Consider the following 19,892-nt stretch of genomic DNA (forward strand, 5'->3'; position numbering starts at 1 on the left):
TTCGCAAAGCCGTACCGTCGCGGGCGCCGCGCGTTCGTGTTCAGAACTGCGGGTTGAGCGGATAGCGGGGCGGGGTGCCGAACCACTTCGTGTACAACTGCGCGTTCTGTTTCGACGCGTTGATGTTGAACAGGAACAGGTTCAGGTAATTCAGCCAGACCTGATCGCCCGCCTTCACACCGAACGCGTTGTATTCGAGCGGCACGAGGGCTTCGTTGGTCACGGTCAGTTCGGGGTCCAGCTTCGCCTGATAGGCAAGGAAGTTGTTGTCCTCGATCATCGCATCGGCTTGGCCCTGCTTGACGGCGAGGATCGCGGCTTCCGAACTGTCGTATTCCTGGATCTTCACGGGGATGCCCAGCGCGCGTACTTCGTCGCCGTTCGTCGAGCCCTTCACGGTCGCGATCGTATGGCCCGCCATGTCCTTGACCGACTGGATGCCGCTGCTCTTCTTGACGAGCAGCGCCTCGCTTGCGACGACATACGGCGTCGTGAACGCGATTTCCTTGGCACGCTCGAGGTTGCGCGTGAAGTTGCAGAAGACCACGTCGACCTTGGCGGTCTGCAGATTCGGAATGCGGTTTGCGCTCGTGGTGTTGACCATTTCGAGCTTCACGCCCATCTGCTTTGCCAGTTCTTTCGCGAGATCGACGTCGTAGCCGTCCGGCTGCCCGGCCTTGTCGTAAAAGCCGAATGGCGCGAAGGTCAGACAATCGCCGACGCGAAGCGTGCCGCGTTGCAGGACGGCCTGCAAGGTAGAACCCGCAGCGACATCCTGGCCGGTCGTCGCGACCTTGGTGCAACCGGTGAGTGCCAGCAGGCCGACGACAGCGGACAAACACGCGAACCTTACGCTTTTTCTGAACAGTTTCATTTTCGGCCCTGTGAAAGGAATCCCATGCTGGACGGAAGTCGCGACCTGAGCGGTTATGGCTGCACGCCGGCGTGAAAACCGAATAGATCGCAGAACTGGCTGTGTGTCCGGTATATCGGAATCGAATCCGGCACAGCGGATGCGACCCAGTGTTCCATGGAAAAAATCGCATGACAAGCGGGTATACACGCGCGTCGGTGTGGGCATGCGGAGGCGCGGAGAAAGTCTCGGGGAGGGCATTCAACCAGGCGGCCGTCGTCGCGACCGTGAGGATTTGCAGGGAGATCTGTAGTCGACGGATGGAGTGATCGCGGCGCGACCAGTTGCTGCCCATTACACGCGGAGCTTTAGCAGCACCGGATCGAGTCGAGTGAATTCGCGATCCTGATCGCCTCGTCGCATTCTTCGAGTGGGAGGCCATGCGTGGCGATGCGTTTCGACGTGAGGTGCCCGCGGGCGAGCGGATCGATTGCGATCGGATAGCAATACAGGCCGAGATGCGCGCCGCGCGCGTCGAATTCCTTGCGGTCGCCGATGATGGAGCAGTTCGTCGTCGTGTCGCTGCCGGACCGGCAGTTCGGCGTCACGAACTATATCGCCGGCTTTTTCTTCTTCTTCTTCTTCTTCTTCGCGGTGGTCAGCACCGAGTTCTGGATTCGGTTAGTCGATTCCTTGCACTGCTCGTCGGAGAAGTCTGCACGCCATTTTCTGCTAGCGGCAGGCTTTTGTGGAAGCACGTGTTCGACCGACGGCGAACCGAAAGGCATGCGGTGGGCGTGATCGTGGTACTGAAAGTCCAACTGGAGCAGCAAGTACCGAGTAATGCGTCGACTGTACGGGACCGGCAAAACCATCGTTTAACAATAACGAGCGAACTCGATTGAAGGGACGCTTCGGGCGCGATCGACCGTTCCTTGTGGGTCGACCGCGGCGCCCGCCGCGGTTCGCGATGGGATGTTGTCGAACGTCGGCTCCCGAGAACGGCGAATGAGTCTCGACGACCCGTTGCAGCCGGTGGTCGGCTTCCAGCGCGAACGGCTGGTTGAAAAGGATACTGTTGAAAAAGTCGCTGGTCGTCTATTTCATGAGGTTTTCAGGGGTCCTCTTACCCCTGGGCGGCATGTGCGAGCGGCTTATAGGCCGATCTGAGAGGTCAATATTCGCGCAGAACAACTGCTAAAACCTCCTCGGCGACTTTTTCAACAGTATCAAAGTAGAGCGGACATCCGCATAGGCGAGATCTACGGCGTGTTGTCGGCCTGTGTGCCGCCGACTTTTTAATTCAGCCAATTTGCGCCGCGATGCGGCCGCTTATTTCGGCTATACCAACGCTCGATATCTTACGGAACACATACAGTCAAATTGCGACGCTTTTTGGCCGTACATCGGTGATTCGACTTGCCGCTGCGAGTGCTCCAATGTGCAGTAGCAGATCTGCGAGGTCACGGTTTCGGAGATTAAAGACTTCCCTCGATCTGCCGATAGCACATCTGGACGGGTGCGATCCGCATTTCCGTTGTCTCGTTTTCCCAAGTAAACGGACTCAACACAGGAGCTACTTATGCTGCAATTCATCAAGTCCCTGTCGCGTGATGAACGCGGCGTCAGCGCACTCGAGTACGCCGTGCTCGCGGGCATCGTCATCGTTGCGGTTGTGGCCGTGGGCACCGTATTCAGCCCGGCTCTGTCGGGCCTATTTACTACTCTGACCGGCAAAGTGGCAGCGGCAATCTAACCGCATCGCGATCGAATTGGCGGGAGCATTGGTTTTCCAATGTTCCCGCCGCATCCCTCGCGCAAATGCATAGCTGAGCGTAGGCAAACCAACATGCTGTACACGGTAAAGCTGGCGACCTGCCTTGCGTTGGGTTCACTGGCAGTGTCCGATCTGCTGTTCCGGCGCCTGCCCAACAGTGCGGTGCTCGTCGTCGCCGGTCTTTATTGCGTCGCCGCAGCGCTTGTTGGAGTCGGCGTTTCCACATTTTTCGGCCACCTCGGCATGGCGGCGAGCGCATTTGTTTCATCCGCTCTTCTGTTCCGGTTCGGATGGATCGCAGGCGGTGACGTGAAACTCGCCGCAGCGGTCTTCCTTTGGGCGGGCCCGTCGCTCGCGGCGCCCGTCTTCGTCATCGTGTCGGTTTGCGGCCTGGTATTGGGCCTTGCCATCATCGCGGCCGATCCCCTGTACCGCCGCATTCGGGCGTTGCACTGGCTGTCATGTCTGTCTCGCGCGCGCGGCGTGCCTTACGGCGTAGCGCTGGCGCTGGGTGGGGGCGCGGCAGTGTGGGCGCCGCTCGCGCATAGCTCCCACATCGTCTAGGACAATTCGCCTACATGTCGCGAATCCTCAAATTTGCCGGACTCGTCGTCGTCGCGATCATTGGCGCGCTCGTTCTGCGCACGCTTTATATCTCGGCGTCGCATCCGGGGGCCGCAGGTTCACGCGGGACGCAGCGCATTCGCGCCGCTGCCGCCGATCTGCCCGACGGTCTGCTGCTGCGCGATAGCGACCTCGTCTGGAAAAGCGTGCCGCGCGGACAGGCTCCGGCGGGGGCGCTCGTCGAAGGCCAGACGGGCAACGGCGACGCGGACAGCGACCTCAAGGGCGACGTACTGCGTCATGCCGTACGAGCCGGCACAGTGCTTGGTCCCGGCGATGTAATCTCGCCTAACGCGCCGGGCTTTCTCGCCGCGGCACTCAAGCCCGACATGCGCGCGATCTCCGTTGCGATCGACGACGTAACGGGCAATGCGGGGCTGATTCAGCCTGGCGACTACGTGGACGTGCTGCTCACCCAAACGCTGAGCGATTCCGAAAAGAACACCGTCGAGGCCGGTCGATCGGTCGAAGCGGAGACCGTGGTCAATCGCGTACGTGTGCTCGCGGTCGGCTCAGCCTTTCAGCGCCCGAAGGACAACGCCGCGCAAGCCGATACGCGCGCGCGCACCGTCACTTTCGAGGTGACGCCGCACAACGCCCAGGTGATTGCAGTGGCGACCCACCTGGGCACGCTGTCGCTCGCGTTGCGCAGCTTCGCGACCAAGGACCGTCAGGAGCAGCCAGCCGACACTACAGCGCCGCAGACGCCCCCGGTATGGGGCGGCGACGTGTCCCGCGCCTTGCATGCGACGCAAATCACTACGAAGCGCGCCGCAGTGGTGCGTTCTGCCGCACCAGCTGTGATCGTCTATCGCGGCTCGAAGTCGAGCGAGGCCTCGGGCGCTGCGTCATTGGGTGGGCCAACGGGCGTACCGGGACTGCCACCGTTGCCGCCGGGCCAGCCGCAACTGCAATCGTCCGCCGCGCCACCCGCACGCCCGCTCGAAGCCGCGCAAACCGGGAACGGCGGGCAGGCGCGCATGCAGTAGCGCAGGAGCCCGCGACGCTGGCGTGGTTTGCCGACTCAAACGGGCTCGCCCACGCGAAGGGTGTGCAGGATTCATACAGGAAAGGCTATGTTGCACGTTGTTTTCTCATTTCATCGCCCGTGGCGTCGGTTCGCATCGACGCTCTTTGCGTGCGCTGCCGTCCTGTGCTGCGTCGCATGCATGAACTGCGCGTATGCGGCAGACGGCCAAGGGACGCTGGTCATACCCGCGGGTAAGGGCGAGATGGTGAAGCTGCCAGCGCCGGCCGTCGCCGTATTCGTTGCCGATCCAGATGTCGCCGACGTGCATGTGCCGACGCCGGAAACGGTATTCGTGCTCGGCAAGAAAGCGGGCACGACGACGCTTTTCGCACTGGGTGCAAACAATCGCACGATCCTTCGCAAGACCATCGAGGTCAACGTCGATACGCAGTCGGTGCAACGCATGCTGGATGCGCGTTTCCCGCAATTGCACCTCACCCTCACCAGCGCGCCGGGATCGCTGATGGTCGCCGGCAGCGTGCCAGGCGCGGCGGATGCCGATGCGGTCGTCGAGTCGCTCAAACCGTCGCTGCGCGACAAGGAAACGCTGGTCAACCGCCTCACATTGGATCATCCAATCCAGGTGAATCTGCGCGTGCGGGTTACCGAAGTAGACCGAAACATCACGCAGGAACTCGGCATCAACTGGAGCTCGCTCGGTTCGGTCGGCAATTTCGTTGGTGGCCTTTTCAGCGGGCGCCAGTTGTTCGATTCGGTCACCAATCGTTTCCTCCTGTCGTCGACCGGCGCGTTCTCGACCTTGGCGGGTTTCCATACGAAGAACGTCAGTATCGAGGCCGTACTAGATGCGCTCGATCAGGAAGGGCTCATCACAATGCTCGCCGAGCCGAACCTGACCGCGATGTCCGGCCAGACCGCAAGCTTTCTTGCGGGCGGAGAGTTTCCGGTCCCGGTCGCGCAGGACACGACGGGGGCCATTACCGTTGCCTTCAAGCCTTACGGCGTGTCGCTGGACTTCACCCCAACCGTACTGGCCGATAACCGGATCAGCCTGAAAGTACGTCCGGAAGTCAGCGACATCGACCCGAGCAACTCGGTCACGCTGGACAGCATCAAGATTCCCGCGCTGACCGTGCGGCGGGTGGACACCACCGTCGAACTGTCGAGCGGGCAAAGCTTCGCCATCGGCGGTCTGCTGCAAAGCAAGACGAGCGACATACTCGCCGAGCTTCCAGGTCTCGGCCGCCTGCCGATCCTCGGCAAGCTGTTCTCGTCCAAAAACTACATAAACAACAAGAGCGAAGTCATCGTCATTGTCACGCCTTACATCGTGCAACCCACTGGTCCCGGACAACTGCGCCAGCCGCTCGACGGCGTGACGCACGCAGCCGGCGATGTCGAATACGCGCTGCAGCGTTCGCTCGGCATCGATCCGCTGTCCGGCGACGCCCCGCGTCTCGTCGGAGCAGCGGGCTTTGTTTATTGAACCGGGAGTCATGCCATGATTGCGCGCCTTTTCTCTCTCGCCCTGCTCGCTGCGATAGCGGGCTGCATGTCGGCGCATCCGCCGCTCGGCATGCCCGATCCATCGGTGATCGGGTTCGACGGCTCGCATGCCGTGCCGCCCGACTGCGCGGCACTCATGCAGCCGTCGCATCTGGTGGATGCGGGATTCGGCCGTCCTGGTGTCGCTTTTGGCTGTGCCACGTACACGAACCTGGCAGTCATGCTTGCGCGCCCGGCGGACCTGGTCGCGCCAATTCCTTACGCGGGAGCCGATGCAGCGCTCGGAGCGAGCGCGGTGCGCCGTTACGAAGAAGGGCGCGCGACTCCGCTCAATTCGACCTCGACAACCAACAACGTGGTTCATTGATCACGGAGCATTCCAGTGAGCGCCATCGAATCGTTCCTCCGAATCACCAGCAGTAGCGAAATCAACGCTGATGATCTGCTGGCGGTCGTGTCCGATCGCGACAGTGAGATCGCGGTGAAGAACCTGATTGTCGATCAATCGATAGAGAGCGCATGCGTGCGCAGAGGAACCATCGACGACGCGATCCGGTTGCTGAGGAATCTCGATCATTCTCCGAGGCAACTGATCGTCGACGTCTCCGGCTCCGAGATGCCGATCAGCGATCTCGCTCGTCTTTCGGACGTCTGCGACCCGTCCGTCGCCGTGGTGGTGGTGGGAGAGCGCAATGACGTGGACCTTTATCGCAGTCTGCTCGGCGCTGGAGTCCACGACTATCTTTTCAAGCCGCTTTCGGTCGGCCTTCTGCAGCGCGCGCTGACGGCACGCGACCCGGCCGCCGCCGTGCGCACCGGCAACGCCGTCAGCTTCGTCGGTGCCCGCGGGGGAGTTGGCACGACCACCATCGCAGTGTCGCTCGCGCGCCATCTGGCCGACGTCACGCGTCGACGCATCGCGTATGTCGACCTCGATTTCCGCGGCGGGGCCGCCAACTCCATGTTGGGACTGACCACCAATAACGGGTTGACCGAACTGTTGCAGAACCCGCAGCGCATCGATGCGCCGCTAATCGGCCGGATGCTCGTCGCGAAGAGCAACCAGCTTCTCGTACTGTCGTCCGAACTGCCATACGGCAACGAGTTCGTGTGTCGTCCGGGTGCGATCTCCGAGCTCGTCAATGCGCTGAAGCGGCATTTCCATTACGTGATGCTCGACTTGTCGGGCGTCACCGGAATGCTCGCTGAAGAAGCACTCGACGCGTCCGCATTCGTCTATATCACGTCGGACCGCTCCGTCCATGCGGCCCGCCAAACGGCGCGCCTGCTGCGGTTCGCCGAAGAACGCGACAGCGATCCGACGATCACGTTGCTGCTGAACAATCCGCATGAACCCGTGGCGGGCCGGGTCGCCGCCGCCGACTTCCAGCGCGCGCTCGGTCGTGCATCCATGTACGAGTTTCCCTACGAACCGAAAACGCTCGCGGTTGCGGAGAATCTCAGCGAACCGGTCGCGGCCGGCAAGCCGACGCCTTTTACCTCGGCGGTAGTCGAGCTGGCCAACATGTTGACCGGCCGAACGGAGACGGCGCCGCGCAAGCGCTGGTATGAGCGTCTTGTCGGCAACAGGGGCCGCACATGACGTTCGGCAAAAGGACCTGCACCGCCATCGTGCCGCCCGTGGCCGATAGTGAAGCGGCCGCCAGGTCAGGCGCCAGGATGAGCGCAGAGCCGTCGCAAGTCGAGGCGACGCCGGTGCGCGCGGCCGCTCCGATCGACAAGCATGAAGCGCTCATCCGCTCGGACAACTTCAAGAAGATACGCACTGTCGTCTTCGCTTCGATGAACATGTCGGCCGCGTTGATGATGTCGCGCGAGCAGGTGCGCGCGGGCATCGAGCAGATCGCCGCGGAAGTGGTCATGCGCGAGCGGCTCAATGTGACGACGGCCGAGCAAACGCTGATCGTCAACGAAATACTCAATGACATGTTTGGTGTCGGCCCAATCGAGCCGCTGCTCGCCGACGAATCGGTGACCGACATCCTCGTCAACGGGCCGGATCAGGTGTACGCGGAGCGGCATGGCCGGCTGGAACTGACGCCGCTCAAGTTCCGCGACAACGCGCATGTGATCAACGTCGCGCAGCGCATCGCCGCGGCGGTCGGGCGCCGCGTCGATGAAAGCAGTCCGATGGTCGACGCGCGTCTCGCCGACGGCAGTCGCGTCAACGTCGTCCTTCCGCCCATCGCAATTCGGGGCGCGTCGATCTCGATCCGCAAGTTCGCGAAGCGCAACATCACGCTCGCGCGGATGGCGCAGCAGGGCAACATGTCGCCTGCAATGACGCGGATGCTGAAAATCGCCGGCGCGTGCAGGCTCAATGTCGTGATCTCCGGCGGCACGGGGTCTGGCAAGACGACGCTTCTCAACGCGCTGTCCCATCATATCGACGAGCATGAGCGGATCGTCACCATTGAAGACGCGGCCGAGCTTCAATTGCAGCAGCCGCATGTCGTGAGCCTCGAGACGCGTCCGGAGAACGCCGAGGGACTTGGCTCCGTTTCGCAGCGCGACCTGGTGCGCAATGCGCTGCGGATGCGTCCCGACCGCATCATCCTCGGCGAAACACGCGGGGCGGAGGCGTTCGACGTGCTGCAGGCAATGAACACTGGGCACGACGGCTCCATGACGACGATCCACGCGAACACGCCGCGCGATGCGATCACCCGGCTCGAGAGCATGGTGATGATGGCGAACGGCAATCTCCCGCTGCTGTCCATACGCCGGCAGATCGCGAGCGCGGTGCACCTGATCCTGCAGATCGAGCGGATGCGTGACGGCATGCGTCGCGTGACGCGCATCACCGAGGTCGCCGGAATGGAAGGCGACGTCGTCATTACTCAAGACCTCTTTACGTTCCGCTTCGACACGACCGCATATCAGGACGAGGTACGCGGCGCGTTTGAGTCGTCGTCGTTGCGCCCGGTGTTCTCGGCGCGAGCTGCCTACTACGGGCTCGAAGAGCAACTGCTTGAGGCGATGCGGCCATGACGCCCGCCGATGTCGTCGCCGCCGGCGCATTTTTCGCGATCCTGATTGCGGGCATGATGGTGTCGTCGCTGCGCGATATGGCGCGGCGCCGGACAGCGCCACGCATTCGCAGTCGGATCGACGAACTGGGCGCCGACGTCGCTCGCCAGCGCAAAGCGGGCCCTCGCAAGCCGGAGCAGGAGCAGGAACTCTTTAGCCGGCGGCGTCACACTGGGGATAGCGGGGCGTTGCTCTCGTGGTTGCAGAAACACGCGCAACGCGTGCGCGTGGTGAGCGGCGGGGGCGGTTTCCGGCTGATCGCGGCCGTCGCGATCGCCACCTTCATCGCTGTGCTCGTGGGCGTCAAGCTGGCTTCGGCTCCTGAATGGGCGGCCGCTATCGCTGTCATCGGTCTGCCGCTCTTTGCCGTGCGGGCGACGTATCGTTTTCTGATCGAGCGGTTCCGCACCCGCTTCCTGACCGCATTTCCCGACACGCTGGATTTAATCATTCGAGCGGTGCGGGCCGGCATTCCGGTCGTGCAGGCCATCAGCACGGCGGGTCGCGAGGCCGACGAGCCGGTACGCTCGACGTTTCGCACGATGGGCGATGCGCTGCGCCTCGGCGCGGATCTGCCCGAGGTGCTGGACCAGGCCGTGAAGCGGCTGCAGATCGCCGACTTTGCGTTCTTTTCTGTCTGTCTGCTGCTGCAGCGTGAGACGGGCGGCAACCTCGCGGAGACGCTTGAAAACCTCGCGTCGATCATCCGCAGCCGGCGCGATATCCGCCTGAAGACCAAGGCGCTGACCGCGGAGGGCCGGCTTGCGACCAACATCATTTCGGCTGTGCCGTTCGCGATCACGGGCATGCTTTACATCGTCAACCGGCCCTACATCGAACTGCTCTTCATTACACGCGCCGGGCACAAGATCCTCACGCTTTCCGCAGTATTGCTGACGATCGGACTCTGGATGGTGCGGAAAATCTCGCAACTGGATACCTCGCGATGAACATGCCGGATGCCGGTACTCTTACGAACCTCGCGCTGCTCATCGTGCTGATCAGCGCCGTTCTCCTGATCCTGCTTCGCACCGGGAGCACACGTCATCGGATTGCGCAGCGCGTGCGGCAAGCCGCCGTGCACCGGGTCGCCGATCTGGCCGCAGACGACCGCACGCTTGCGAACATGCGGCAGCGGCTGACGGGGCGCGTAGCACTGATCGGCGAACGCGTGCCAATTCTCAATGCGTTTCAACGCGAGAAGCTCGCCAGGCAGCTCGCGGCTGCCGGCTTTCGCGACCGGCGCACGGTGGCAGGACTGGTGGGTCTGAAAATCGTCGTGGGGTCGCTGCTTGCGCTCGTCGCCATCGTGTTCGGCGCGAACGTGCCTCGCGTCGGCGAATACTTTGTCTTTCGGGTGCTGATGCTGGCCGCTGCTTTCATCGTCGGCATGATTGTGCCGGAGTACGCGCTCGGATTTCTGATCAGCCGCAGGCAGAGGGCGATCTCATCGTGCCTGCCGGACGCGCTCGATCTGCTCGTAATCTGCACGAATGCGGGCAACAGCCTCGTCGTCGCGATCAAGCGCGTTGCGCACGAATTGACGCCTATCTGCCCGCCGCTCGCGGACGAACTTTCCGTTGCAGCAGACGAGTTGCAAATGGGCACCGACAGCGCCACCGCACTGCGGAATATGGCGGACCGTATCGGTCTTGCGTCGGTACGCGGACTGGTCACGACGCTGATTCAATCGCAGCAGTACGGCACGCCGATCACCCAGTCGCTGCGAATGCTGTCGCGCGCCGAACGTGCCGCCCAAATATTCGCACTTGAAGAAAAGGCCGCTAAGCTCGCCCCGAAAATGACCTTGCCCATGATGCTGTTCGTGTTGCCGACGGTGGGCCTGATCGCGGCCGGCCCTGCCGTCATTCAACTCATTGCGGTGTTCAAATGAAACACGTCATTTCGTCTTGCCGTTCGCTCGCTGTGGCTTCGGTTGTCACGGCCTTTGCCCTTGCAGGATGTGGAAGCCCGGGCGCTATCAATTCGTGGCCTGTATCAGCGCAGCAGAAACTCGGCCCTGCGAGCGATCTGCACATTGCCGACAGCGCGCTCTCGTCGGGCAATACTGAGCTCGCCCTGACCTTGTACGACAAAGCCTTGCAAGCCAAACCCGACTCGATTGAAGCGCAACTGGGTTTGGCCGATACCGTGTACCAGGCCGGTGACCTCGAACGCGCACGCGTGCTGTATGCGCGCACGGCGGACTCCGCACCGTCGAATCTGAGGTCAAAGCTCGGTCTTGCCCGGGTAGCCCTGCGGCAGCGCCGGCTCGACGATGCGTCAGCGCTTTACCGTTCGCTCGCGGCCCAGCTTCCAGACAATCCCGTCACGGCCGAGGGTCTCGGTACGGTGCTCGATCTGCAAGGCCGCCACGATGAAGCGCAGGCCGTCTATCGCGCCGCGTTGCGCGCGCATCCGGAAGTGCAGGGCCTGACGACCGACCTCGGGTTGTCGCTGATCCTCGCTAACAAGCCACGAGAAGCCGCGAACGTGCTGCTAGAGATTGCGGGGCTCGCCAATGCGCCGCCGCAGGCGCGCCAGAACCTTGCGCTCGCGTATGCGCTGCTCGGCAACAGGAACGCGGCGAAACAGATCTTGCAGGCCGACCTGCCCCCCGGATCGGTCGAGGACAATCTGCGCTTCTATGAGACGCTTCGCTCGAGACTTGGGCCGCCGACTGGAGCGCCAGCCGCCACTCGTGTGGGCGCGCTGCCCGCGGATCATATAGCGCGTGACGTGGAGACTGCGAAATGAAGGTGCGCGGCCCTCGATGCCTTCGTGAGGAAAGAGGCATTGCCGCGCTCGAGTTCGTGCTCGTGCTTCCTTTCCTGCTGATGGTGCTCTTCGGCATCATCGACGTGAGCATGATTCTGTGCGACAAGGCAGTGATCACGAATGCGAGCCGTGAAGCCGCGCGGGCGGGCGTCGTGCTGCGCGTGACGCCGTTGACCAGCACGCAGATCCAGAACATCGCGCTCAACTACACGCAAAGCAGCCTGGTGACAGGAGGGCCGGCGACGTCCGCGAGCGCCGTCGCCCAAGTCGGGACTCAGACATCGGGCTCGCCCCTGACGGTAACGGTCACCTATCGGTACCAGGGGTTCGTACTCGGTTCCATATTCAGCGCGCTCACAGGCCCGGTTACGATCCGTGCGATCACCGTGATGAACTATGAGTGACCGGGTGATGCCCCGCCGAACCTCTCGCGCGTATCCGCAACGTCGTGCATTGTCGTCGCGAACGCAGCAGCGAGGATCGGTTGTTATGTTCTTCGTTGCCATCCTGATCCCTTTGCTCATATTCGCCGCGTTCGCGATCAACATGGCACGGCTTAGCGTGGTGCGCAACGAGTTGCAGAATGCGGCAGACGCCGCAGCGCTTGCGGGCGCCTCGCACTTCATTGCAAATGGCGCGGGTACGCCCGACTGGGCAGGGGCGGCGTCCGCGACGACTGCCGCCGTCGCGCTCAATGCGTCGGACAGGATCCAGTTGTCGAGCGCAACGGTGACAACGGGCTATTGGAACCTGGCAGGGTCTCCGTCTACGTTGCAGCCAACCACGATTACGCCCGGCACCAACGACGCCCCTGCGGTGCAGGTCAAAATAGGCCGCAGCGCGAGCCAGAACGGCGGATTGGTCAGCCTTGCCTTCGGCGCACTGCTAGGCGTGCCTAGCGTGGCGGCAAGCGCCACGGCGATCGCGGTCGCGGCTCCGCCGGGCACCGTGGCAGGAGGACTCTTTCCCGTCGCCTTGGGGCAATGCCTATATCAAACGTATTGGGATTCGAGCACCAATCAGCCGAAAATCGATCCTTCAACCGGCAAGGCGTACGAGTTCCAGATTGGCAGTGACTATGCTTACGGCGGTGGCTGCGATGCGGGTCAATGGACCTCGTTTACCAGCGTCGCGAACGATGTCCCGACGATTCGCGGACTGATTGAAAACGGCAACCCTACCTCGCTCAGCATTGGTGACAACATCTACATTCAACCGGGTGCAAAGACGACGCTCTATAGCTCCGTGCCGAGCAACACGGTCATCTATGTTCCCATTGTGAGCAAAATCCTCACGAAGACCTTTCAGCCTATCGTTGCCTTCGCGGCGTTCTACGTCGACTATGCGGTGGGCGGCAGCGGCAAGTACATCTCGGGCCATTTCCTCACCGGCTACAACATACCGCAGTCTTCGGGCGTGGGTCCGGGCTATGGTGGGTATGTGCCGCCTCGCCTCGCTTTTTGACTCGCGAACACTGCCCGCGGTGCGTACCTAAGCGCCGGGGCGCTTTTGCATGTCAGCACTGAGCCAAGCCCGCGTTGACCGTTAAGGCGTGGCAGAACTATTTAATACTCTTCCACTTGCATTACTTATACCCATGAACACCACATGTATCCGTGCGACCGTTGTCGAGGTGAAGCCGACGTTCGAAGGGCTGCGTGAGTGCAGTTGGGGTGTGAGCAGGCTTGGACTTCCTCGTAGGCGCCATGCCGCGTTCTGGAACACTGGCGACGAGTCTTGCGCGAAGCTCGCGCTCTCTCCCGCGTTCGTCGACCGCACCTTGCCCGATGGACGGCCCAAAGGTCCGGAAGGTCCGCTCGCGTCGTCGAAGGGCTCTCGCGCGGCGGTGCCCGACCTGCGCGCGGAAATCGACGACCTTGTCGGTTCCGGCGACCGCGCTTCTGTCAATCTGCATTTCCGTGGGCATTTCACAGGCCAGTTCCGGAATCTGAAAGGCGACGGCCGGAGCGTCGACTTCCAGGCATTCGACCTTTATCGAGTGAAGGATGGACGCATCGTCGAAACTCGCATCTCGAAGACAATCTGACGCTGCTTAGGCAACTCGGCGCGATCAAGCCGTAGTGGTTTTGCCGTAGCCGTCCATCAGCGCGCTTCGTGATGAAATCACCTAGACTTTTTGATATGCGCGACGAAGACGGAGGCAGGTATGCCCGACGAAACCGCACCTTGGCAAATGGTCGAGTACGAGGGCTTCGAGATTCACGTGGCGCCATTCGTGAAAAATGCGCCGGGCGAAGTTAATGCGTCCAACGCGGTGGAGAACCGCTACACGTATGTGGGCTACGTCTGTCATCCGGGCGCCGATCCGGCGATTCCGGGACATGCGGTGCCGTTTCACGCAGACGGCGAAGAAAATTTCGGCAGCAAGGACGACGCCCTTTACGAAGGCGTGCACGTGGGACGCAGCATCGTCCACGGCACGCATCCTGATCTCACCGTGCTGCCCCTCGTCACAGGCGGTGTTTGACGCGTGCGGCGGCGACAGAGCGCCGCGGTCGTGCTGGCCGCGCCCGGCAGGCGACGACGTCGTCCTGTTTGGGAAGCGCAGAGGCCTCGGATCCTGGGGCGCATCCTTCCATCCTTCCACGCCCGCTTTGATTAGCGGTGTCTGAAATCGTCCGGCGTCAGCTGAAGGCGGCAAAGAGTCCGAATGTTTCCAACGCCATGAAAATTTCAAGTCTCAATCTCGCAGTGTCGGTTGTGGGTTGGCACGCACCCATTTTGATTGTTCGATTCCGGAGATCGAAGTTGGAACTGCTTGCAGCCTCGGGTGTTTATTTTCCTCATAGTGTTCGGCTACGCAACGATCGAATGTGATGGGACAAGAGGCACCCCGATTCCAGGACCTAATGTGCATAGTGTGATGGCGATATCACTGCGTTTCATCTAACGCAGAGTTGTTGTCGCCCGCGCACGCCCGCGCACGCTCGTGCATCGCGAGTCAGTTGTGATGTGCGAGAGCAGCGAGGTAGCTGCGGAGCAAACAAGGCGGCGCTGATCGAGCCTCGGTCGCGGCTTCCAGTCTATCGCTCAATTTTCTGGTCTATTGTCCAGAGACAAACGAACGGCCGCTCCCTGCGAAATCTCGCATTGATTTATTGAACGGTTAGTCATAATATCCGTAAATGAAGTCAACCGCCCATCCGCAATCGTCGTCAAAGCCCGCATCCAGGAAAGCAGGCGAAATCTGCCCGCGCGGCCGTCCGCGCGAGTTCGACACTGAGGCCGTGCTGGCTAGCGCGAGCCAGGTGTTCTGGAACCACGGCTACCACGCCACCTCGATCGAGGACCTGTGCAAGGCCACCGGCCTGTTGCGCGGCAGCCTGTATGGCGTGTTCGGCGACAAGCACGGCATCCTGCTCGCCGCGCTCGACCACTACGCCGAGGGCTCGGTCGCGCGTCTCGCCGAGCGGCTCAATGCGCCGGTGCCGCCTGAAGAAGCGCTACGCAACGCGTTGCTCCACTATGCGCGCGTTGCTTGTGCACTAACGGGCGAGCGCAGTTGCTTCATTACTAACACCACGCTCGAAATGCAACCCGGCGACGAGGAACTACGCAGCCGCGTTGCCGCAGTTCAGCGCCGCATGGCGACGTTGCTGGCAGCGTCGGTGATCCGCGGCCAGGCGAGCGGCGCATTCAACTCGACGCTCGACGAAAAAGCCGTCGGCGATTTTCTGCTGTGCGTCATGCAAGGCCTGCGCGTGCTAGGACGAGTCGCCCATAAGGAAGACGCTTTGACCGGCATCGTGGACGTCGCAATGCGAGCCCTCGTCTAAATTTTTTTGCCGAATTATTGAACGGTCAGTCATGAAATCAGAACCAAACCAGTCTGTGCCTGCGGCATTCGCCGGTGCGGGCGTCGTGAAAGCTTGCCCGGCTGCGAGCGTCGCGGTTTGCCCCGGCTCCGTCGCTGCAACCGCCGCGACGAAGAGCGTTGCGGGCGGCGCAACCCGAAGCGCGCCGGCCGGCGAACAGCCGGCGCCGCGCTTCGAACGTCAGGGGCTCGCGCTTGCTGTGTTGTTCGTCGGCGCTTTCCTTGCGCCGCTCGATTACTTCATCGTCAACCTAGCGCTGCCGTCGATCCGCACCGGCTTGAACGCGAGCGACGCGCAGTTGCAACTCGTGGTGTCGGCCTATGCGTCCGTGTACGCGGTGCTGCTCATCACCGGGGGGCGGCTTGGCGATCTGTTCGGCCGGCGCCGCATGTTCATGACGGGCATGGCCGCGTTCGTGGTGGCGTCGGCGCTGTGCGGCTTCGCGACGAGCGGTCACATGCTCGTGATCTCGCGCATCGTGCAGGGCATGGCGGCAGCGATCATGGCGCCGCAGGTGCTCGCGACGATCCGCGCCGTGGTGCCGCTGCATCAGCAGACGCGGGTCATGAGTTTTTACGGCTTCGTGTTCGGACTCTCGTCGATCGTCGGGCAACTGGGCGGCGGCGCGCTTATCACGTACCATCCGCTCGGGCTCGACTGGCGGATCATCTTTCTGATCAATATTCCGATCGGGATTGCCGCGTTTCTCGGCACATGGAAGTTCGTGCCCGAGAACCAGCCGGCTACGCGCACCGGCCTCGACCTGAAGGGCGTCTCGCTGCTGTCCGCCGTGCTGCTGCTCGTAATCTATCCAACGACGCATGGCCGCGAAGCCGGCTGGCCCGCATGGACCTTCGCGATGTTCGCGCTCGCCGTGCCCGCCTTCGCGCTCTTCGTCGTCACGGAGCGGCGTGTGGAGCGCGGCGGCGGCCATCCGCTCGTCGATCTGCAACTGTTCCGCAACCCGGCGTTCGCGCTCGGCCTCGTGCTCGCCTTCCTCTTTTATTGCAACAGCGCGTTCTTCCTGACCTACGGCATCTTCTTGCAAACGGGCTTGCACTGGACGCCGCTCGCGTCGGGTGTCGCGATCATGCCGTTCGCCATCGGCTTCGTGATCGGACCGCTCGCTTCGCCCGCGGTGGTGAAGCGCATCGGCGCTCATGTCCTCACGCTCGGATTTTCGATGATGACGCTAGGCTTCACGGTGACAGGCTGGGCCGCAGGCGAGGGGTCCGCGCCGGACCTGCCGTTCTACGCGGGCCTGGTCTGCGCGGGCGTCGGTCAGGGGTTGCTGCTGCCGTCGATCATGCGCATCGTGCTGCTGGAAGTCGTGCCCGAGAAGGCGGGGCTCGCGTCGGGTGTGGTTTCGTCGACGTTGCAGATCGGCTCGGCGTTCGGCACGGCCGCTATAAGCGGCGCGTTCTTCGGCGCTGTGGGAGCGGCGGGAGCACAGGCGACGCCTGCCCGCTACGCCCACGCGTTCCAGTTGAGCCTTGCGATCAACGCCGTGCTGATGTTCGTCTGCATCGGCTTGAGCGTGCTGCTCGTGCGGCATCAGCAACTCGCGTTGCGGCGGGCCGCCGCGGCCGTGCGAAAAACGCTGCCCAGGTAATCGTTTTCATAGCTGTGCCGCTGCGGAAAATGATTATGCTTTTCACACGGAATTCATTTTAATTACAGTTGCATTTACCGATGATTGAGCAGTTCACAGGTAATCCGGCGAGGTTGCCCAAGTTGCGACTACCCGGCCGGATTAAAATTTGTTTCAGTATTGAAGCATTTTCGCACACGCATTTTCTACCCATGCCACAGCCGGAGCAGTAAGTCTTGCGGTCTGTGCGTTGCCGCACTGTGGCGGTCCGGGCGCCGCCATGGGGTTGCTCCGGTTTAACCCGGAATTGCAGTGCGTCAAATTGTCGTTCCCGGTTTTATGAAATCGGTATCAATAAAAAAGCGCTTGCCGTCTTTAATTTCAATTGTTAATCTGAGCGCGTTTAGAGGTATCCCTCAATAGGTCTTAGTCGATAGACGGCGCAATGACTTGAATACTGCTAACGGTTCCGTAGAGGATTGATATGCTGACCGCTACCATTGACGCACTCGCACCGCCTCCCGCCCGGTTCTCAACCGGCGACGTCGTCACGTTGAAAGACGGCGGCCCGCGCATGACCGTTACATATGCGGGCCCGGTGGCGCTCAATCCCGGCGACTGGCTGATCTGCGAGTGGTTCGACGACCACGGCGAACTGCGCCGCGAAGTATTCGCACCTTCCAGCGTGCGCGCCGAGCCGCGCTCCATTCCGGCGGGCTCCGTGCAGTGGAACCGGATGGGCCGCGCGGCATAACGGCTGCTGTTTCTGCTCCGGCTCTCCCGCGGTTATTCCTGCGAACCATCCCGCGTTGTGCTGCGCTGTTGCACGCGCAGGAGCAGCGCGGACGAAAACGCGCGCATGCGTACCAGCTTGCGTTTTTCCACCACGTCGCCCGCAAGGTTCTTCGGCGGGTTCGGCTGCAACGACCAGTAGAGCGCGAACAGCCAGCCAAGAACGGTCCACCCAACGCACGCGTTGAATAGCGCGAGCGTCAGCACGTCGACGCGTTTGCGCCGATCGGCCAGAATCGCCGGCAGGAAATAGAGCGCCAGCGCGAAAATCACGGCGATGATCTGAACGACGATCTTGTCATTCATATGTCGCCTCCCGGAAATACGGCTCGCCGCACGGCGGCCAGGGTCAACGCTCCGCATGACGAAGCGAGCCTGCACGCGCAGCTCATCTACCAATTGTCGCGCAATTGTGTGATGCGTGCAGCCTGAACGAAAGCCTGCGGATGCAGACGGGAGTCATACGCGCCGCCATCCAGCAGCCCGACGGCACGCCGGCAAGCGACGAGGACTTCAGCACCGCGGGCATCAGGTCTATCATGTTCGTTTCGCTCGAACGAAACCGAACCCTGTTACGGACCGCCATCATGATCTCCGACGATACGACCCAGCAGGCTCAACGCCTGAACCCCGACACGCTCCGCGAATTCGTGGACCGCAAATGGAACGACGAGATCGTGCCTGCGTTGACCGACTACATTGCGGTGCCGGCCAAGAGCCCGGCATTCGATCCCGAGTGGGTCAAGCACGGCTACCTGGAACGCGTGATTACCGACGCCGCCCAATGGGTCGAGCAGCAGCCGGTGCGCGGCCTGAAACTCGAGATCGTCCGCTTGCCGGGCCGCACGCCGGTGATTTTCTTCGAGACGCCGGCGACGCGTTCAGGCAGCGACGAAACCATCGTGCTGTACGGCCACCTCGACAAGCAGCCGGAATTCGACGGCTGGCGCAAGGATCTCGGCCCGTGGACGCCGAAGCTCGAAAACGACAAGCTCTACGGCCGCGGCGGCGCCGACGACGGCTATGCGATCTACGCGAGCATCACCGCGCTCGCCGCGCTCGACGCGCAAGGTATCGAGAGGCCGCGCTGCGTCGGCCTGATCGAAACCTGCGAAGAGTCGGGCAGCTACGATCTGCTGCCTTACGTGGACGCATTGCGCGAACGGCTCGGCAACGTGGGTCTCGTGGTCTGCCTCGACTCGGGGGCGGGCAATTACGATCAGCTGTGGCTCACCACGTCGCTGCGCGGGCTCGTCGCCGGTGACCTGGAAGTGCAGGTGCTGGACGAAGGCATTCACTCGGGCGGCTACGGCGGCATTGCGCCGTCGAGCTTCCGCATCATGCGGCAGCTGTTCGACCGTCTGGAGGACTCCGCCAACGGAACGCTGCTGCCCAAGGGCTTTCACAGCCCGATTCCCGCCGACCGTCTGCGCGAAGCCGAAGCGACCGCACAAATTCTCGGCGACGACGTGTGGAAGAAGCTGCCGTGGGCATGCGGTCAGGACGGCCGTCAGGTGCTGCCCACCACGACCGATCCGAAGGAGGCGTTGCTCAACTCCACGTGGCGTCCGTCATTGTCGGTGACAGGTGCAGCCGGCTTGCCCGCACTCGCCGACGCCGGCAACGTGCTGCGCCCGCGCACCGCGTTCAAGCTGTCGCTGCGCCTGCCGCCGCTGATCGAAGCGGAAAAGGCCGTTGCGGAACTCAAGGCGCTGCTCGAACTCGACCCGCCGTACAACGCGAAGGTGACATTCAAGCCGGACGCCGGAGCGGCGAGCGGCTGGAGCGCGCCCGACCTCGCGCCGTGGCTCGCGACCGCGCTCAACAGTGCATCGCGCGAGCATTACGGCGCCGACGTCGCGTACATGGGGCAGGGCGGCACGATCCCGCTAATGAACGTGCTGAAGGCGGGCTTTCCGAAGTCGCAGTTCATGGTATGCGGCGTGCTGGGACCGAAGTCGAATGCGCACGGGCCGAACGAATTCTTGCATGTGCCGTACGGCAAGAGGCTCACGGCCGCTGTTGCGCAGGTAATTGCCGCCGCGCCCTGACCGTTTTCTGCCGACCAGTCGCGGTTCCTGTTCCGCTTGCGT

General features: G+C 62.4%; 20 protein-coding genes and 2 pseudogenes. 18 read left to right on the forward strand and 4 right to left on the reverse strand.

The annotated features are described in order from the left end of the window. Nucleotides 1-40: 40 nt before the first annotated feature. The 3 genes and pseudogenes from RW095_RS20620 to RW095_RS20630 all read right to left on the reverse strand — a co-directional run bounded on the left by RW095_RS20620 (nucleotide 41) and on the right by RW095_RS20630 (nucleotide 1,728). A complete protein-coding gene (locus RW095_RS20620; RefSeq protein WP_317018013.1) occupies nucleotides 41-874 on the reverse strand; it encodes an ABC transporter substrate-binding protein in 834 nt (277 codons plus the stop codon). 347 nt (nucleotides 875-1,221) lie between these two features. After that, nucleotides 1,222-1,425: pseudogene (locus tag RW095_RS20625) on the reverse strand (erythritol/L-threitol dehydrogenase); the annotation flags it as partial. Nucleotides 1,426-1,464: 39 nt separating this feature from the next. Next, nucleotides 1,465-1,728, reverse strand: a complete 264-nt coding sequence (locus tag RW095_RS20630) for a GmrSD restriction endonuclease domain-containing protein (RefSeq protein WP_317018014.1) — start codon at nucleotides 1,726-1,728, stop codon at nucleotides 1,465-1,467. A gap of 707 nt (nucleotides 1,729-2,435) precedes the next feature. On the opposite strand from RW095_RS20630, the gene RW095_RS20635 reads away from it, so the two are divergent. The 17 genes and pseudogenes from RW095_RS20635 to RW095_RS20715 all read left to right on the forward strand — a co-directional run bounded on the left by RW095_RS20635 (nucleotide 2,436) and on the right by RW095_RS20715 (nucleotide 17,761). Beyond that, on the forward strand, nucleotides 2,436-2,609 hold the full coding sequence (locus RW095_RS20635) for a Flp family type IVb pilin (protein WP_317018016.1): 174 nt from the start codon (nucleotides 2,436-2,438) through the stop codon (nucleotides 2,607-2,609). 93 nt (nucleotides 2,610-2,702) lie between these two features. Further along, nucleotides 2,703-3,194 carry an A24 family peptidase gene (locus tag RW095_RS20640; RefSeq protein WP_317018017.1) on the forward strand — a complete coding sequence of 164 codons (492 nt, stop codon included), beginning with the start codon at nucleotides 2,703-2,705 and terminating at the stop codon, nucleotides 3,192-3,194. Between the two features lie 14 nt (nucleotides 3,195-3,208). Further along, nucleotides 3,209-4,243 carry a Flp pilus assembly protein CpaB gene (gene cpaB, locus RW095_RS20645; RefSeq protein ID WP_317018019.1) on the forward strand — a complete coding sequence of 345 codons (1,035 nt, stop codon included), beginning with the start codon at nucleotides 3,209-3,211 and terminating at the stop codon, nucleotides 4,241-4,243. 180 nt (nucleotides 4,244-4,423) lie between these two features. After that, complete coding sequence (locus RW095_RS20650) at nucleotides 4,424-5,731, forward strand: type II and III secretion system protein family protein (protein WP_317018020.1); 1,308 nt, start codon at nucleotides 4,424-4,426, stop codon at nucleotides 5,729-5,731. Between the two features lie 15 nt (nucleotides 5,732-5,746). Further along, the gene (locus RW095_RS20655) at nucleotides 5,747-6,118 is read left to right on the forward strand and encodes a CpaD family pilus assembly lipoprotein (protein ID WP_317018022.1); all 372 of its coding nucleotides are present in this window, start codon (nucleotides 5,747-5,749) and stop codon (nucleotides 6,116-6,118) included. A gap of 15 nt (nucleotides 6,119-6,133) precedes the next feature. Continuing rightward, nucleotides 6,134-7,354: an AAA family ATPase gene (locus RW095_RS20660; RefSeq protein WP_317018023.1), complete on the forward strand. Its 1,221-nt coding sequence runs from the start codon at nucleotides 6,134-6,136 to the stop codon at nucleotides 7,352-7,354. Then, a complete protein-coding gene (locus RW095_RS20665) occupies nucleotides 7,351-8,763 on the forward strand; it encodes a CpaF family protein (protein WP_394365109.1) in 1,413 nt (470 codons plus the stop codon). The genes RW095_RS20660 and RW095_RS20665 overlap by 4 nt, the downstream gene beginning before the upstream one ends. Beyond that, the gene (locus RW095_RS20670; protein WP_317018025.1) at nucleotides 8,760-9,752 is read left to right on the forward strand and encodes a type II secretion system F family protein; all 993 of its coding nucleotides are present in this window, start codon (nucleotides 8,760-8,762) and stop codon (nucleotides 9,750-9,752) included. Before RW095_RS20665 ends, RW095_RS20670 begins: the two co-directional genes overlap by 4 nt. Next, entirely contained in the window at nucleotides 9,749-10,696 is a 948-nt protein-coding gene (locus RW095_RS20675) for a type II secretion system F family protein (RefSeq protein WP_317018026.1), read from the forward strand. The genes RW095_RS20670 and RW095_RS20675 overlap by 4 nt, the downstream gene beginning before the upstream one ends. Then, the gene (locus RW095_RS20680; RefSeq protein WP_317018027.1) at nucleotides 10,693-11,559 is read left to right on the forward strand and encodes a tetratricopeptide repeat protein; all 867 of its coding nucleotides are present in this window, start codon (nucleotides 10,693-10,695) and stop codon (nucleotides 11,557-11,559) included. The genes RW095_RS20675 and RW095_RS20680 overlap by 4 nt, the downstream gene beginning before the upstream one ends. Then, complete coding sequence (locus RW095_RS20685; protein ID WP_317018029.1) at nucleotides 11,556-11,984, forward strand: TadE/TadG family type IV pilus assembly protein; 429 nt, start codon at nucleotides 11,556-11,558, stop codon at nucleotides 11,982-11,984. Before RW095_RS20680 ends, RW095_RS20685 begins: the two co-directional genes overlap by 4 nt. Then, nucleotides 11,977-13,044 carry a TadG family pilus assembly protein gene (locus tag RW095_RS20690; RefSeq protein WP_394365110.1) on the forward strand — a complete coding sequence of 356 codons (1,068 nt, stop codon included), beginning with the start codon at nucleotides 11,977-11,979 and terminating at the stop codon, nucleotides 13,042-13,044. The genes RW095_RS20685 and RW095_RS20690 overlap by 8 nt, the downstream gene beginning before the upstream one ends. Nucleotides 13,045-13,270: 226 nt before the next feature. Continuing rightward, a pseudogene (locus tag RW095_RS20695) lies at nucleotides 13,271-13,662 on the forward strand (ester cyclase); the annotation flags it as partial. 85 nt (nucleotides 13,663-13,747) lie between these two features. Continuing rightward, entirely contained in the window at nucleotides 13,748-14,068 is a 321-nt protein-coding gene (locus RW095_RS20700) for a hypothetical protein (protein WP_317018032.1), read from the forward strand. A gap of 658 nt (nucleotides 14,069-14,726) precedes the next feature. Beyond that, complete coding sequence (locus RW095_RS20705) at nucleotides 14,727-15,377, forward strand: TetR/AcrR family transcriptional regulator (protein ID WP_317018033.1); 651 nt, start codon at nucleotides 14,727-14,729, stop codon at nucleotides 15,375-15,377. A 31-nt stretch (nucleotides 15,378-15,408) separates the two neighbouring features. Next, nucleotides 15,409-17,028 (forward strand): MFS transporter, encoded by a 1,620-nt coding sequence (locus RW095_RS20710; RefSeq protein ID WP_317018035.1) that lies wholly within the window; start codon nucleotides 15,409-15,411, stop codon nucleotides 17,026-17,028. 463 nt (nucleotides 17,029-17,491) lie between these two features. Beyond that, nucleotides 17,492-17,761 (forward strand): YodC family protein, encoded by a 270-nt coding sequence (locus RW095_RS20715; RefSeq protein WP_317018036.1) that lies wholly within the window; start codon nucleotides 17,492-17,494, stop codon nucleotides 17,759-17,761. A 32-nt stretch (nucleotides 17,762-17,793) separates the two neighbouring features. Here the strand turns inward: RW095_RS20715 and RW095_RS20720 are convergent, their stop codons facing one another. Next, nucleotides 17,794-18,105: a superinfection immunity protein gene (locus RW095_RS20720; protein ID WP_317018038.1), complete on the reverse strand. Its 312-nt coding sequence runs from the start codon at nucleotides 18,103-18,105 to the stop codon at nucleotides 17,794-17,796. A 281-nt stretch (nucleotides 18,106-18,386) separates the two neighbouring features. On the opposite strand from RW095_RS20720, the gene RW095_RS20725 reads away from it, so the two are divergent. After that, nucleotides 18,387-19,850, forward strand: a complete 1,464-nt coding sequence (locus RW095_RS20725) for a M20 family metallopeptidase (RefSeq protein ID WP_317019911.1) — start codon at nucleotides 18,387-18,389, stop codon at nucleotides 19,848-19,850. Nucleotides 19,851-19,892: the final 42 nt, after the last annotated feature.

It is taken from the genome of Paraburkholderia kirstenboschensis (assembly GCF_032806925.1).
Taxonomy (GTDB): Bacteria; Pseudomonadota; Gammaproteobacteria; order Burkholderiales; family Burkholderiaceae; genus Paraburkholderia; species Paraburkholderia kirstenboschensis.

Excerpts from the sequence above, each read along its gene's own strand:
- RW095_RS20640 (WP_317018017.1), top strand. The coding sequence starts at position 2,703 with ATGCTGTACACGGTAAAGCTGGCGACCTGCCTTGCGTTGGGTTCACTG.
- RW095_RS20670 (WP_317018025.1), top strand. The coding sequence starts at position 8,760 with ATGACGCCCGCCGATGTCGTCGCCGCCGGCGCATTTTTCGCGATCCTG.
- RW095_RS20690 (WP_394365110.1), top strand. The coding sequence starts at position 11,977 with ATGAGTGACCGGGTGATGCCCCGCCGAACCTCTCGCGCGTATCCGCAA.
- cpaB (WP_317018019.1), top strand. The coding sequence starts at position 3,209 with ATGTCGCGAATCCTCAAATTTGCCGGACTCGTCGTCGTCGCGATCATT.
- RW095_RS20710 (WP_317018035.1), top strand. The coding sequence starts at position 15,409 with ATGAAATCAGAACCAAACCAGTCTGTGCCTGCGGCATTCGCCGGTGCG.
- RW095_RS20650 (WP_317018020.1), top strand. The coding sequence starts at position 4,424 with ATGAACTGCGCGTATGCGGCAGACGGCCAAGGGACGCTGGTCATACCC.
- RW095_RS20675 (WP_317018026.1), top strand. The coding sequence starts at position 9,749 with ATGAACATGCCGGATGCCGGTACTCTTACGAACCTCGCGCTGCTCATC.
- RW095_RS20630 (WP_317018014.1), bottom strand. The coding sequence starts at position 1,728 with ATGGTTTTGCCGGTCCCGTACAGTCGACGCATTACTCGGTACTTGCTG.
- RW095_RS20655 (WP_317018022.1), top strand. The coding sequence starts at position 5,747 with ATGATTGCGCGCCTTTTCTCTCTCGCCCTGCTCGCTGCGATAGCGGGC.
- RW095_RS20700 (WP_317018032.1), top strand. The coding sequence starts at position 13,748 with ATGCCCGACGAAACCGCACCTTGGCAAATGGTCGAGTACGAGGGCTTC.
- RW095_RS20665 (WP_394365109.1), top strand. The coding sequence starts at position 7,351 with ATGACGTTCGGCAAAAGGACCTGCACCGCCATCGTGCCGCCCGTGGCC.
- RW095_RS20635 (WP_317018016.1), top strand. The coding sequence starts at position 2,436 with ATGCTGCAATTCATCAAGTCCCTGTCGCGTGATGAACGCGGCGTCAGC.
- RW095_RS20725 (WP_317019911.1), top strand. The coding sequence starts at position 18,387 with ATGATCTCCGACGATACGACCCAGCAGGCTCAACGCCTGAACCCCGAC.
- RW095_RS20705 (WP_317018033.1), top strand. The coding sequence starts at position 14,727 with ATGAAGTCAACCGCCCATCCGCAATCGTCGTCAAAGCCCGCATCCAGG.
- RW095_RS20715 (WP_317018036.1), top strand. The coding sequence starts at position 17,492 with ATGCTGACCGCTACCATTGACGCACTCGCACCGCCTCCCGCCCGGTTC.
- RW095_RS20680 (WP_317018027.1), top strand. The coding sequence starts at position 10,693 with ATGAAACACGTCATTTCGTCTTGCCGTTCGCTCGCTGTGGCTTCGGTT.
- RW095_RS20620 (WP_317018013.1), bottom strand. The coding sequence starts at position 874 with ATGAAACTGTTCAGAAAAAGCGTAAGGTTCGCGTGTTTGTCCGCTGTC.
- RW095_RS20720 (WP_317018038.1), bottom strand. The coding sequence starts at position 18,105 with ATGAATGACAAGATCGTCGTTCAGATCATCGCCGTGATTTTCGCGCTG.
- RW095_RS20685 (WP_317018029.1), top strand. The coding sequence starts at position 11,556 with ATGAAGGTGCGCGGCCCTCGATGCCTTCGTGAGGAAAGAGGCATTGCC.